General features: G+C 59.4%; 13 protein-coding genes. All 13 read right to left on the bottom strand.

Annotated elements, in window-relative coordinates; all coding sequences use genetic code 11:
• Positions 1-3 precede the first annotated feature (3 nt).
• The 13 genes from DD235_RS09660 to DD235_RS09720 all read right to left on the bottom strand — a co-directional run bounded on the left by DD235_RS09660 (position 4) and on the right by DD235_RS09720 (position 13,186).
• On the bottom strand, positions 4-1,506 hold the full coding sequence (locus DD235_RS09660) for an NADH-quinone oxidoreductase subunit M (protein ID WP_109061856.1): 1,503 nt from the start codon (positions 1,504-1,506) through the stop codon (positions 4-6).
• Positions 1,503-3,560 (bottom strand): NADH-quinone oxidoreductase subunit L, encoded by a 2,058-nt coding sequence (gene nuoL / locus DD235_RS09665; RefSeq protein WP_109061857.1) that lies wholly within the window; start codon positions 3,558-3,560, stop codon positions 1,503-1,505. The genes DD235_RS09660 and nuoL overlap by 4 nt, the downstream gene beginning before the upstream one ends.
• Before the next feature lie 11 nt (positions 3,561-3,571).
• On the bottom strand, positions 3,572-3,880 hold the full coding sequence (nuoK, locus tag DD235_RS09670; protein ID WP_109061858.1) for an NADH-quinone oxidoreductase subunit NuoK: 309 nt from the start codon (positions 3,878-3,880) through the stop codon (positions 3,572-3,574).
• Positions 3,877-4,524: an NADH-quinone oxidoreductase subunit J gene (locus DD235_RS09675; protein WP_109061859.1), complete on the bottom strand. Its 648-nt coding sequence runs from the start codon at positions 4,522-4,524 to the stop codon at positions 3,877-3,879. The genes nuoK and DD235_RS09675 overlap by 4 nt, the downstream gene beginning before the upstream one ends.
• Positions 4,525-4,550: 26 nt before the next feature.
• Complete coding sequence (gene nuoI, locus DD235_RS09680; RefSeq protein WP_109061860.1) at positions 4,551-5,039, bottom strand: NADH-quinone oxidoreductase subunit NuoI; 489 nt, start codon at positions 5,037-5,039, stop codon at positions 4,551-4,553.
• 28 nt (positions 5,040-5,067) lie between these two features.
• A complete protein-coding gene (gene nuoH, locus DD235_RS09685; protein ID WP_109061861.1) occupies positions 5,068-6,141 on the bottom strand; it encodes an NADH-quinone oxidoreductase subunit NuoH in 1,074 nt (357 codons plus the stop codon).
• Positions 6,141-8,471: an NADH-quinone oxidoreductase subunit NuoG gene (nuoG, locus tag DD235_RS09690; RefSeq protein ID WP_109061862.1), complete on the bottom strand. Its 2,331-nt coding sequence runs from the start codon at positions 8,469-8,471 to the stop codon at positions 6,141-6,143. Before nuoG ends, nuoH begins: the two co-directional genes overlap by 1 nt.
• A gap of 14 nt (positions 8,472-8,485) precedes the next feature.
• Positions 8,486-9,820 (bottom strand): NADH-quinone oxidoreductase subunit NuoF, encoded by a 1,335-nt coding sequence (nuoF, locus tag DD235_RS09695; RefSeq protein ID WP_109061863.1) that lies wholly within the window; start codon positions 9,818-9,820, stop codon positions 8,486-8,488.
• Positions 9,817-10,359, bottom strand: coding sequence for an NADH-quinone oxidoreductase subunit NuoE (gene nuoE / locus DD235_RS09700; protein WP_109061864.1), 543 nt, complete (start codon positions 10,357-10,359; stop codon positions 9,817-9,819). The genes nuoF and nuoE overlap by 4 nt, the downstream gene beginning before the upstream one ends.
• Before the next feature lie 96 nt (positions 10,360-10,455).
• Positions 10,456-11,712 (bottom strand): NADH-quinone oxidoreductase subunit D, encoded by a 1,257-nt coding sequence (locus DD235_RS09705; RefSeq protein WP_109061865.1) that lies wholly within the window; start codon positions 11,710-11,712, stop codon positions 10,456-10,458.
• A 2-nt stretch (positions 11,713-11,714) separates the two neighbouring features.
• Positions 11,715-12,308, bottom strand: coding sequence for an NADH-quinone oxidoreductase subunit C (locus DD235_RS09710; protein WP_109061866.1), 594 nt, complete (start codon positions 12,306-12,308; stop codon positions 11,715-11,717).
• A gap of 21 nt (positions 12,309-12,329) precedes the next feature.
• Positions 12,330-12,806 (bottom strand): NuoB/complex I 20 kDa subunit family protein, encoded by a 477-nt coding sequence (locus DD235_RS09715; protein WP_109061867.1) that lies wholly within the window; start codon positions 12,804-12,806, stop codon positions 12,330-12,332.
• Between the two features lie 20 nt (positions 12,807-12,826).
• The gene (locus DD235_RS09720) at positions 12,827-13,186 is read right to left on the bottom strand and encodes an NADH-quinone oxidoreductase subunit A (RefSeq protein WP_109061868.1); all 360 of its coding nucleotides are present in this window, start codon (positions 13,184-13,186) and stop codon (positions 12,827-12,829) included.
• Positions 13,187-13,270: the final 84 nt, after the last annotated feature.

The raw sequence follows: 13,270 nt of genomic DNA on the forward strand, positions 1-13,270 counted from the left end.
CGCCTACAGTTTGGAAGAAGCAACGTGTTGCAGCAGCGCCTCGACAGAGACATGCATCACATCGGTGAAGGGTTTCGGATAGATCCCCATGAACAGCACGGCAATCGCCAGAATGCCCAGAATCAGGAATTCTCGGGAACTGACATCCTGCAGCTTGGCAACCTGATCATGCACGACCGGACCAAACGCCACGCGCTTGACCATCCAGAGCGAATAGGCTGCCCCCAGGATCAGGGCGGTGGCCGTGAGCAGGCCGATCCAGAAGTTGTACTCAACCGCACCCATGATGACGAAGAATTCGCCCACGAAACCGCTGGTTGCCGGCAGGCCGCTGTTGGCCATCGAGAACAGCACGAAGAAGGTCACGAAACGGGGCATTACGTTGATCACACCGCCGTAATCGGCGATCTTGCGCGAATGCACCCGGTCATAGAGCACGCCAATGCAGAAGAACATGGCCCCCGAGACAAAACCGTGCGACACCATCTGCACGATTGCACCTTCGACACCCGCCTGGTTGAAGATAAAGAAACCCAGGGTCACGAAACCCATGTGAGCGACCGACGAATAGGCCACCAGCTTCTTCATGTCATCCTGCACCAGGGCCACCAGGCCAATGTAGATCACAGCGACCAGCGACAGCGCGATAATCAGGCCCGCCAGGCTATGCGCGGCATCGGGCGTGATCGGCAGGGAAAAGCGCAGGAAACCGTAGGCACCCAGCTTGAGCATGATCGCCGCCAGCACGATCGAGCCACCCGTCGGGGCCTCGACGTGGGCATCCGGCAACCAGGTATGCACCGGCCACATCGGCACCTTGACGGCAAACGCCATGAACAGCGCCAGGAAGATCAGAATCTGCGGCGTCATGCCCAGTTTGGTCTGGTGCCAGGTCTGGATGTCGAAGCTGCCGCCCGAGACATTCCAGAGGTAGATAAAGGCGACCAGCGTCAGCAGAGAGCCCAGCAGCGTATAGAGGAAGAACTTGAACGCGGCATAGACGCGGTTCGGACCGCCCCAGACACCGATAATGATGTACATCGGGATCAGCGTGGCTTCGAAGAAGACATAGAACAACAGGCCATCGAGCGATGCAAACACACCTACCATCAGGCCCGACAGGATCAGGAAGGCTGCCATGTACTGGGCAACGCGTACCTTGATTACTTCCCAGCCAGCCAGCACCACAATGATGGTGATGAAAGCGGTCAGCAATACGAACCACAGAGAGATGCCGTCCACGCCGAGATGGTAGAAGACGTTGAAAGTCTCGATCCAGGATGCCTTCTCGACAAACTGCATGCTGGCCGTACTGCTGTCAAAGCCGAGATAGAGGGGAATCGTGATCAGGAAGCTGATCACGGCACCCACCAGCGCCAGCCAGCGGGTCGCGTTGGCGCGATCGTCCCGCCCCACGGCCAGCACCAGCAGGCCCGAGAGGATGGGAAGGACAATCGCAAGCGTCAGCCAGGGAATATTTGAAGTTGCCATTTCGCTTGCCATCAGTGATGCACCAGCACAAAGAAAGTAATCAGGGCCATGATGCCGATGATCATGGCAAAGGCGTAGTGGTAGATATAGCCGGTCTGTACGTGACGGCTCACGGCCGCGATCCAGCCCACCAGCTTGACGCTGCCATTGACGATGAAACCGTCGATCAGGCCGCGATCACCCTTCTGCCAGAAGCTCGTACCCAGCCAGCGTGCACCGCGCGCAATGATCTGCTCATTGACCCAGTCAACGTAGTACTTGTTCTCCAGTACCTTGTTCACGCCACGCAGGTTGCGCTGGATGGTTTCCGGCACCTTGGGATTGACGAGATAGCAGTACCAGGCAATCACCGCACCCGCCACCACCAGCCAGAACGGCAGCGTGATGAATGCGTGCAGGCCATAGGCCACCCAGCCATGCCACTTGGCAGCCAGTTCGGCCATCGCAGGATGCTCCGGGAACACTGCGATGACGCCCTGGAAGAAATCACCGAACAGCATGGGCTGCACGACCAGCGCGCCGATGATCACCGACGGGATGGCCAGCAGCACCAGCGGCAGCGTCACCACCCAGGGGGATTCATGCGGTACGCCACCATGATGCCCGTGGTCATCTTGCGCATGGGCATCTGCGCCGTGCGCGTGGCTGTCATGGCCATGATCGTCGTGACCATGCGCATGCGCCCCACTGGTATCAAAACGTTCCTTGCCGTGGAAGACCAGGAAATACACGCGGAACGAATACAGCGAAGTCACGAACACACCGATCAGCGTCGCGTAGTAGGCGAACGTGGCTCCCCAGACATTGGCTTCACCGGCCGCCTCGATCAGCAGTTCCTTCGAGTAGTAGCCCGAGAAGAACGGGGTGCCAACCAGAGCCAGCGTACCGATCAGGAAGGTGATCCAGGTGATCGGCATGTACTTGCGCAGGCCGCCCATCTTGCGAATATCCTGCTCATGGTGCATGCCGATGATGACCGAACCGGCCCCCAGGAACAGCAGTGCCTTGAAGAAGGCGTGCGTCAGCAGATGCATGGCTGCAATCGAATAGGCCGAGGCACCAAGCGCCACCGTCATGTAGCCAAGCTGCGACAGCGTGGAATACGCCACCACCCGCTTGATGTCGTTCTGGATGATCCCCAGGATCCCCAGGAACAGCGCACCGATACCGCCGATCACGATGATGAACGAGAGTGCCGTCGACGACATTTCGAACAGCGGCGAAAAGCGCCCCACCATGAAAATGCCGGCTGTCACCATGGTCGCTGCGTGGATCAGCGCCGAAATCGGGGTGGGGCCTTCCATCGAGTCAGGCAGCCAGGCATGCAGCGGCACCTGGGCCGATTTACCCATGGCACCGATGAACAGGCAGATACATGCCACCGTGACCAGCATCCAGTCGGTGCCCGGCAGCGTCAGGCCTGCCAGACGATCAGCTTGTGCAAAGACTTCGCCGTAGTGCATGGTGCCGGTGTAGGCAAACAGCAGCCCGATGCCCAGCACGAAGCCGAAGTCACCCACACGGTTGATCAGGAACGCCTTCATGTTGGCGAAGATCGCCGTCGGCTTGGTGTACCAGAAACCGATCAGTAGGTATGAGACCAGGCCCACTGCTTCCCAGCCGAAAAACAGCTGCACCATGTTGTTGGACATGACCAGCATGAGCATCGAGAAGGTGAACAGCGAAATGTACGAGAAAAAGCGCTGGTAGCCGGGATCATCCACCATATAGCCGATGGTGTAGATGTGCACCATCAGCGACACGGAGGTCACCACCACCATCATCATGGCCGACAGCGGATCGATCAGGAAACCGATCTGCATCGGAATATCGCCGATCAGCGACCAGGTGTAGACCGCGCCGTCGAAGCGCAGGCCGTTGATCACGTCGATGAGCACCACGACCGAACCGATGGCCGATACCAGCACGCCCAGGATGGTGATCATGTGCGAGCCGCGGCGTCCCACCAGCGGGCGACCGAAGAAGGCGGTGCCGAACAGGCCTGCCAGAATGGCACCGACCAGGGGGGCCAGCGCAATTACGAGATAAAGACCGGGTGTACTTGACATCTTTAACCCCATCAGCCTTTCAGATGGTCGAGTTCTTCGACGTTAATCGTATTCAGGTTGCGGAAAATCAGCACCAGAATCGCCAGACCGATCGCAGCCTCCGCAGCGGCCACGGTCAGGATGAAGAAGACAAATACCTGACCGGCGGTGTCACCCAGCCAGCTCGAAAACGCGACGAAGTTCATGTTGACCGCGAGCAGCATCAGCTCGACCGACATCAGCAGGATCAGCAGATTGCGGCGATTCAGGAAAATCCCGAACACCCCGATTGCAAATAGGATGGCACCCAGAACCAGATAATGGGCCAGCGTCAATGTCATGCCTGTTCTCCTTGATCCTGTGCGGCATTTTTCTGGTCAGCGGCGCGTGCACGCTCACTCTGAGGCTCGATCTTGACCAGGCGGAAGCGCTCGCTGGCACGTGCCTTGAGTTGCTCGGACGGACGGTTGTGCTTGGTATCGTGGCGGCGACGCAGGGTCAGCGCAATGGCGGCGATCATGCCGACCAGCAGAATGGCGGCAGCAATTTCCACACCGTATACATATTCGGTATACAGCAACTTGCCCAGCGCCAAGGCACTGTTGTAGTCATCGGGCTGAGCGAACGCCGGGCCGGCATCGCCCCAGGTAGACACCAGCACGAAGGCCATCTCCAGAACCATGATGCCCCCTACCAGCAGCCCCATGGGCAGGAAGCTGCGCATGCCTTCGCGCAGCGCTTCCATGCGGATATCGAGCATCATCACGACGAACAGGAACAGCACCATCACCGCCCCGACATAGACAACGATGAGCAGCAGCGACAGGAATTCTGCGCCCAGCAGCATCCACAGCATCGAGGCATTGAAAAAGGCCAGGATCAGATGCAGTACCGCAACCACGGAACTGGAAGCGGTAATCACCCTGAATGCGGCATAGACCAGCACCGCCGACAGGATGTAGAACAGGATTGAGGTAAACGTCATGGCTTTATCTACGGTGAGTGACGGGCCTAGCGGTAAGGGGCATCGGCAGCACGGCGGCTGGCGATTTCCGGCTCGTAGCGATCGCCCACGGCCAGCAGCATGTCCTTGGTGAAATACAGGTCGCCGCGTTTTTCGCCATGATATTCATGGATATGCGTCTCGACGATCGAGTCGACCGGGCAGCTTTCTTCGCAGAAACCGCAGAAGATGCATTTGGTCAGATCAATGTCGTAACGCGTGGTACGGCGGGTGCCGTCCTCGCGTACATCGGACTCGATGCTGATCGCCATGGCCGGACAGACTGCCTCGCACAGTTTGCATGCAATGCAGCGTTCCTCGCCATTCGGATAACGGCGCAGCGCATGCAGTCCCCGGAAACGGGGCGACATCGGCGTCTTTTCCTGCGGATACAGCAAGGTTACCTTGCGCTTGAAGAAATACTTGCCCGTGAGCTTCATGCCCTTGAGCAGTTCGGTCAGCAGCAGGCTGCTGAAAAAATCCTTGATCGCTTCCATTTTCGTTCTCCGTGTCCGCTCCGACGGCTCAGTGCCAGATGTTCCATGGCGTCTGCATCCAGATCGCCACCACCAGCAGCCACACGCCGGTCAGGGGAATGAACACCTTCCAGCCCAGACGCATGATCTGGTCATACCGGTAACGCGGGAAAGAGGCCCGGAACCAGATGAACAGCGAGACCACGCAGAAAGTCTTGATGCCCAGCCACAGCCAGCCCGGAATCCAGGTCAGCGGCGCGACATCGATCGGTGCCATCCAGCCGCCCAGGAACATGATCGACGCCATCGCCGACAGCAGGATCATGTTGGCATACTCACCCAGGAAGAACAGCGCGAAGGTCATGCCCGAGTATTCGACCATGTGACCGGCCACGATTTCGGACTCACCCTCGACCACGTCGAACGGGTGGCGATTGGTTTCGGCGACAGCCGAAATCACGTAGATCACGAACAGCGGCAGCAGCGGCAGCCAGTTCCAGGACATGAACGTCAGGCCCATGTCGGCAAAGTAGCCACGGCCCTGCCCCAGCACGATTTCGCTCATGTTGAGACTGCCCGACACCAGCAGCACCGTGACCAGCACAAAACCCAGTGCCAGTTCATAGGACACCATCTGTGCCGAAGCCCGCACCGCCGCCAGCAGCGCATACTTGGAGTTGGAAGCCCAGCCGGCGACTACCACGCCGTACACGCCCAGGGACGTTATCGCCATGATGTACAGCAGGCCAGCATTGACGTTGGCCAGCACCATATCGGGACCGAAAGGCACCACTGCCCAGGCAGCCAGTGCCGGCATCAGCGTCACAACCGGTGCCAGGATATACAGCACCTTGTTCGACTTGCTCGGCAGGATCACTTCCTTGGTGAGCAGCTTGAACACATCGGCAAACGGCTGCAACAAACCACGGAAACCGACTCGGTTGGGTCCGAGACGGATATGCATGGCACCGATCATCTTGCGTTCCCAGTAAGTCAGGTACGCCACACACAGAATGATCGGCAAGGCAATGCAGACGATCTTGACCAGAGTCCAGACGATCAACCAGACCGTCGGGCCGACCAGCGCAACAGCCTGCGCTTCGAGAGAACTGAGCCACTCCATCAGAGACGCTCCACACTGAGTTCGACCTGGCTGCCGCCCAGCGCGGCAGTCTGTTCAAAGGCGGCGGCAAGACGGATGCAGCCATCGGCCACGGTCTTGTCGAGTTCCGCCACGGTTTCGATACTGCCCACCTGGCTACCAACGCGGATCGGCGTACCGGCCTCCAGCCCCAGTTCGGCCAAGGTTGCAGCATTGATACCTGCCACCGGCAGACGCGACACGCGCATGGCCTGCAACGATTCGGCACGACGCACGATGGCATCACTGCGGTAGATAGGCACATCGCCCACGCGCTGCAGCTTGACCGGAGCCGATGCCGATACAGCCGGCGCGGCCTTGATGCCGTTCGACAGCGCAGCGCGGATGTTGCCCCCCAGCACGCTGTCACGCACGGCTTCGGATGTTTCCTCATCGAAGCCTTCCAGGCCGAGCACATTGCCCAGCACGCGCAGTACCTTCCAGCCCGGCCGTGCCTGCCCCTTCGGGGCAGTCGTACCCTTGAAGCTCTGTGCCAGCCCCTGGGCATTGACGAAAGTACCCGAGGTTTCGGTAAACGGCGTCACCGGCAGCATGACATGCGCCCAGTCTTCTGCAGCCGAACGATAGGGCGTGAGCGCCACGGCAAACTGCGCAGCCTGCAGGGCAGCGATGGCCTTGGCACCATTGTCGGCATCCAGCACCGGCTCGGTATGGAGCACCAGATAAGCATTGAGCGGCTCCGACAGCATCGAGGCAGCAGTGCGACCAGCCTTGCCCGGCGTCGCGCCTGCCAGATAGCCACCCACCGTATTGCCGCCCGCGCCCAGGAAGCCCAGCGTGCCACCCGCCAGCTCGGCCAGTGCCGCAGCATTGGCAGCCAGCGTGCTGGCCTGTGCGTGTGACAGCGCCTGATTGCCGAGCAGTACAGCCACCTTTTCACCAGCAACGAGGCTGGCGGCAATGGCTTGAGCCGTCTCGCCGGCCTCGATTGTGCCAGCCCATTGCGGAACCGGCAGTTCCTTGGCCTTGGCCAGAGCCACCACCACTTGTGCAACGGCATCCAGCCATTGTGCGGGTGCCACGGTCAGGCGTGCGGCCACCGGCAGCAGCGGATCTTCGGCCAGCGCATCGATAAACGATACCTGTGTGCCACGCTTGGCAGCCTGGCGCAGACGCTGTGCCAACAACGGATGTTCGGCACGAATCGCCGAGCCGATCACCAGCACGCGGTCGACGCTGTCGAGATCGGCAATATCCATGCCCAGCCACGGTGTGCCCTCAAGGGCAGCGTCGAAATCGTCATCGGTCTGGCGCAGGCGGAAATCGACATTCTCGGAACCCAGCGCACGCATCAGGCGTGCCAGCAGGGCATATTCCTCGGTCGTGGCATATTCGGAAGCCAACGCACCGATCCCGGCACCGCCAGCATGTTCACGCACGTCCTTGAGACCTTCAGCCACGGCGCTCAGGGCATCCGACCAGGATACTTCGCGCCATTCCCCGCCGCAGGCACGTACCATCGGTGCCGTCAGGCGATCATCGCTATTGATACCTTCGTACGAGAAGCGGTCGCGATCACTGATCCAGCATTCGTTGACAGCGTCGTTTTCGAACGGCACTACGCGCAGAACCTTTTCGCCCTTGACCTGGACCACCAGATTGGCCCCGACGCTATCGTGCGGGCTGACCGAACGACGACGCGCCAGCTCCCAGGTACGAGCCTGATAGCGGAAAGGCTTGGATGTCAGGGCACCGACCGGACAGATATCGATCATGTTGCCCGACAGTTCGGATTCGACGGCACGCCCCACGAAAGAGGTAATTTCCGAGTGTTCGCCGCGACCCAGCATACCCAGTTCCATGACGCCGGCAATTTCCTGGCCAAAGCGCACGCAACGCGTACAGTGGATACAGCGGCTCATTTCCTCGGCCGAGACCAGTGGTCCCAGGCTCTTGTGGAACACCACGCGCTTTTCTTCTTCGTAGCGCGAGTAGGATTGGCCATAGCCTACGGCCAGGTCCTGGAGTTGGCATTCGCCGCCTTGATCACAGATCGGGCAGTCGAGCGGGTGATTGATCAGCAGGAACTCCATCACGCTCTTCTGGGCCGCCACGGCCTTTTCGGATTGCGTGTGGACCACCATGCCGTTGGTGACCGGGGTGGCGCAGGCCGGCAGGGCCTTGGGCGCCTTTTCCACTTCGACCAGACACATACGGCAGTTGGCCGCGATGGACAGTTTCTTGTGGTAGCAGAAGTGCGGCACGTAAGTCCCCAGCTTGTGGGCCGCATGCATGACCATGCTGCCTTCGGGGACTTCGACCGACTTGCCGTCTATGGTGAGTTCAACCATGGCTGTTCCTGAACCTACAGATAACTTGGCACCACACAGTGCTTGTGCTCAATGTGGTATGCAAATTCGTCGCGATAATGCTTGAGGAAGCCGCGCACCGGCATGGCTGCGGCATCGCCCAGCGCACAGATGGTACGGCCCATGATATTGCCGGCCACCGAGTCGAGCAGGTCCAGATCCTCCGGACGGCCCTGCCCTTCCTCGATACGCTTGACCACGCGATAAAGCCAGCCCGTACCTTCACGGCAGGGAGTGCACTGGCCGCAGCTTTCCTCGAAATAAAAATAGGACAGGCGCAGCAGCGACTTGACCATGCAGCGGGTTTCGTCCATCACGATGACGGCACCCGAGCCCAGCATGGAACCGGCCTTGGCGATAGCATCGTAGTCGAGCGTCAGGCCCATCATGATGTCGCCAGGGATCACCGGCGAGCTGGAGCCCCCCGGGATCACGGCCTTGAGCTTGCGGCCACCGCGCATGCCACCCGCCAGCTCAAGCAGCTTGGAGAACGGCGTGCCCAGCGGTACTTCATAGTTGCCCGGCAACTCGACATCGCCGGAAATCGAGAACAGCTTGGTGCCGCCCGCATTGGGGATGCCTGCCTCGAGATACTTCTGGCCGCCATTGCGGATAATCCACGGCACCGCCGCGAATGTCTCGGTGTTGTTGATGGTGGTCGGCTTGCCATACAAGCCAAAGCTGGCCGGGAACGGCGGCTTGAAGCGGGGTTGGCCTTTCTTGCCTTCCAGAGACTCGAGCAGCGCGGTTTCCTCGCCACAGATGTAGGCACCATAACCATGATGCGCATACAGCTGGAAGCTGAATTCGCTGCCCAGTATCCTGTCGCCCAGAAAACCGGCTGCACGCGCCTCTTCCAACGCTTCTTCAAAGCGTTCGTAGGCCTCGAAGATTTCGCCGTGAATGTAGTTGTAGCCGACAGTGATACCCATGGCATAAGCAGCAATCGCCATGCCTTCGATCACGATATGCGGATTGAAGCGCAGAATATCGCGATCCTTGAAGGTGCCCGGTTCGCCTTCGTCGGAGTTGCAGACTAGGTATTTCTGGCCCGGAAAATTGCGGGGCATGAAGCTCCACTTCAATCCGGTCGGGAAACCCGCGCCACCGCGACCACGCAGCGAGCCGGCCTTGACCTCGGCGATGACTTCTTCCTGTGTCATGCCGGTGGTCAGTATCTTGCGCAGCGCCTCGTAGCCGCCACGCTCGACATAGTCCTTGAGGCGCCAGTTGTTGCCATCGAGGCCCGCCATGATCTGCGGCTCGATATGCCGACCATGCAGGCACATCGACCGCGACAGGTCGGCTGCGTCAAAAGTCAGACCACTCATGATGCCGCTCCTTCCGCACCGTTCGAAGCAGGCACGGCATCCATGCCGGATGCCTGCGCCTGACGCTTGAGATCCTCAACCAGGATATCCACCTGGTCTTCGGTCATCCGCGTGCACATATGATGATTGTTCTTCAGCATGACCGGTGCATCGCCGCAAGCACCCATGCACTCACCCTCGACCAGGGTAAACATGCCGTCTGCCGTGGTTTCCTTGAATCCGATACCCAGTTTGCGCTTGAGGTAATCTGCGGTCTGCTCGCCACCGCGCAAGGCACAGGGCAGATTGGTGCAGACTGTCAGCTTGAAGCGGCCGACCGGCTTGAGATCGTACATGTTGTAGAAGGTCGCCACTTCCTGCACCGCAATCGGCGGAATGCCGATGTAGTCGGCGAGGTCTTCGATGACCTCTGCCGACACCCAGCCGCGCTCCTGCTGGGCGATCCTCAATGCCGACATGGTGGCTGAGATCCGCTGATCAGCCGGGTACTTGGCAAGCTCGCGATCTATGCGCTGGTAAGCCTGTTCGGATAGCAACATGGTTCAAGTCCGAGTTAAACATTCTCTTCGACTGCCCTGCCCCAGTGACGAGAGCCTTCGAAGCGAACAGCGTTATTCCTATGGCCGGAGATCCGGTCAGCGGTCGATTTCGCCAAAAACAATATCCTGGGTACCGATGATGGTGACGGCATCTGCCAGCATGTGGCCACGCGACATTTCGTCGAGTGCCTGCAGGTGCACGAAACCCGGTGCCCGGATCTTGAGACGGTAAGGCTTGTTGGCACCATCCGAGACCAGATAGATGCCGAATTCACCCTTGGGATGCTCGACGGCCGCGTAAGCTTCGCCCGGCGGCACATGAAAACCTTCGGTAAAGAGCTTGAAGTGGTGAATCAACTCTTCCATGTTGGTTTTCATGCCAACGCGCTTGGGCGGTGCCACCTTGTGGTTATCGCTCATCACCGGGCCGGGATTGTTGCGCAGCCACTCGATACACTGTTTGATGATCCGGTTGCTCTGGCGCATTTCGGCCACGCGAACCAGATAGCGGTCATAGCAGTCACCATTGACGCCAACCGGCACATCGAAATCCACCAGATCGTAGACTTCGTAAGGCTGCATCTTGCGCACATCCCAGGCCACGCCGGAACCCCGCAGCATCGGACCAGTAAAGCCCAGCGCCTTGGCGCGATCCGGATCCACTACACCGATATCCACCAGGCGCTGCTTCCAGATGCGGTTGTCTGTGAGCAGAGTTTCGTACTCATCGACACAGGCCGGGAAACGGTTGGTGAAATCTTCGATGAAATCCAGCATCGAACCGGAGCGGGCCTCGTTCATGAGGCGCAACTCTTTCTCGCCACGGAAACGACTGGATTCGCCATACTGCGGCATGCTGTCCGGCAGGTCGCGATAGACCCCGCCAGGACGATAGTAGGCTGCGTGCATGCGTGCACCCGAGACTGCCTCGTAGCAGTCCATCAGATCTTCGCGCTCGCGGAAGGCATACAGGAACACGGCCATCGCACCGACGTCAAGCGCATGCGAACCGAGCGACATCAGGTGATTCAGGATACGTGTGATTTCATCGAACATCACGCGGATGTACTGGGCACGCAACGGCGGCTCGACACCCAGCAGTTTTTCGATGGCCATGACGTAGGCATGCTCGTTGCACATCATGGACACGTAGTCCAGTCGGTCCATGTAGGGCAGCGCCTGCAGGAAGGTACGCTGCTCGGCCAGTTTTTCAGTACCGCGATGCAGCAACCCGATATGCGGATCAGCACGCTGAATCACTTCGCCATTGAGTTCCAGCACCAGGCGCAACACACCGTGCGCGGCCGGGTGCTGGGGGCCGAAGTTGAGGGTATAGTTCTTGATATCTGCCATGTTCAGCGCCCCATTCCATAACTGTCTTCGCGGATCACACGCGGAATATTCTCGCGGATCTCGACTGTGACGGGCTGATAGACCACCCGCTTCTGCTCGGGGTCATAGCGCATTTCGACATTGCCCAGCACGGGGAAGTCCTTGCGGAACGGATGGCCGATGAAACCGTAATCGGTCAGGATGCGACGCAAGTCGGGATGGCCTTCGAACATCACGCCATACAGATCAAATGCTTCGCGCTCGAACCAGTTGACTGCGGGCCAGACATCCAGCAACGAGGCCACCACGGGAAATTCGTCATCGGGAGCCCAGGTGCGTACACGCAAGCGCCAGTTGTGCGTCACTGACAACAGGTGGATTACCACCCCGAACCGCAGGCCGGCATGCTTGCCATTGCCCCAGGCGGAGTAATCGACCACGGTCAGATCAATACAGGTTTCAAAACGCAGTTGAGCATCGTCGCGCAACCGCAAGGCGGTGGCGGTCCACTGTTCTGCCGGCACTTCGAGCGTCAGCTCACCGAGCGCATCAATGATCTGCGCATTTTCACCGAACGCAGCCAGCAGGTTTTGCTTGAGGGTTTCCAGTCGGGTCATGTCTGCTTCCTGACCGATGCCTTAGCGGGCAATGGTGTTGGTACGGCGGATCTTGTTCTGCATTTGCAGCAGACCGTAGACCAGCGCTTCAGCCGTGGGCGGACAGCCCGGCACGTAGATATCGACAGGCACGATGCGGTCACAACCACGCACCACCGAATACGAATAGTGGTAGTAGCCGCCACCATTGGCACAGGAGCCCATCGACACGACCCAGCGTGGCTCGGGCATCTGGTCATAGACCTTGCGCAGCGCCGGTGCCATCTTGTTGCACAGCGTGCCGGCTACGATCATCAGATCGGACTGACGCGGACTGGGGCGGAAAATGATGCCGAACTGGTCGAGATCGTAGCGCGCCGCACCGGCGTGCATCATCTCGACCGCACAACAGGCCAGACCGAAGGTCATGGGCCACATCGAACCGGTTTTCGCCCAGTTGAGGAACTTGTCCGCACTGGTGGTCACGAAACCTTGCTTGAGAATGCCGTCTATTGCCATGATTTACCTCAGCCCCGGGATCAATCCCAGTCGAGCGCGCCTTTTTTCCATTCGTAGATGAAGCCCACTGTCAGAACCAGCAGGAAGACCATGACTGTCCAGAAGCCGACCAGCCCGACCGTACCGTAGGCAATGGCCCAGGGGAACAGAAAGGCGATTTCGAGATCGAACAGGATGAACAGGATGGCGACCAGGTAGTACCGCACATCGAACTGCATGCGCGCATCGTCGAATGCCTCGAAACCGCACTCGTACGGCGACAGCTTCTGGTCGTCGGGACGATTGGGCCCCAGCAGCGCACCCGCGCCGATCAGGGCAAACCCGATCAGCGTCGCCACGATGATGAAGAGCAGAACGGGGAAATATTGTTGCAGGTTCATTCAGGCATCCAGATAATGCGTAAACCTTTGGATTGTAGCATTTTACGACGACGGCGATAGCTATAGACTTTCGTCAATGTCTGT

This window comes from Corticimicrobacter populi, assembly GCF_003123725.1.
Lineage (GTDB): Bacteria > Pseudomonadota > Gammaproteobacteria > Burkholderiales > Burkholderiaceae_B > Corticimicrobacter > Corticimicrobacter populi.

Coding starts and splice junctions, on each gene's coding strand:
- DD235_RS09705 (WP_109061865.1), bottom strand. CDS start 11,712: ATGGCAGATATCAAGAACTATACCCTCAACTTCGGCCCCCAGCACCCG.
- DD235_RS09720 (WP_109061868.1), bottom strand. CDS start 13,186: ATGAACCTGCAACAATATTTCCCCGTTCTGCTCTTCATCATCGTGGCG.
- nuoF (WP_109061863.1), bottom strand. CDS start 9,820: ATGAGTGGTCTGACTTTTGACGCAGCCGACCTGTCGCGGTCGATGTGC.
- nuoH (WP_109061861.1), bottom strand. CDS start 6,141: ATGGAGTGGCTCAGTTCTCTCGAAGCGCAGGCTGTTGCGCTGGTCGGC.
- nuoI (WP_109061860.1), bottom strand. CDS start 5,039: ATGGAAGCGATCAAGGATTTTTTCAGCAGCCTGCTGCTGACCGAACTG.
- nuoK (WP_109061858.1), bottom strand. CDS start 3,880: ATGACATTGACGCTGGCCCATTATCTGGTTCTGGGTGCCATCCTATTT.
- DD235_RS09710 (WP_109061866.1), bottom strand. CDS start 12,308: ATGACCCGACTGGAAACCCTCAAGCAAAACCTGCTGGCTGCGTTCGGT.
- nuoE (WP_109061864.1), bottom strand. CDS start 10,359: ATGTTGCTATCCGAACAGGCTTACCAGCGCATAGATCGCGAGCTTGCC.
- DD235_RS09675 (WP_109061859.1), bottom strand. CDS start 4,524: ATGACGTTTACCTCAATCCTGTTCTACATCCTGTCGGCGGTGCTGGTC.
- DD235_RS09715 (WP_109061867.1), bottom strand. CDS start 12,806: ATGGCAATAGACGGCATTCTCAAGCAAGGTTTCGTGACCACCAGTGCG.
- nuoG (WP_109061862.1), bottom strand. CDS start 8,471: ATGGTTGAACTCACCATAGACGGCAAGTCGGTCGAAGTCCCCGAAGGC.
- nuoL (WP_109061857.1), bottom strand. CDS start 3,560: ATGTCAAGTACACCCGGTCTTTATCTCGTAATTGCGCTGGCCCCCCTG.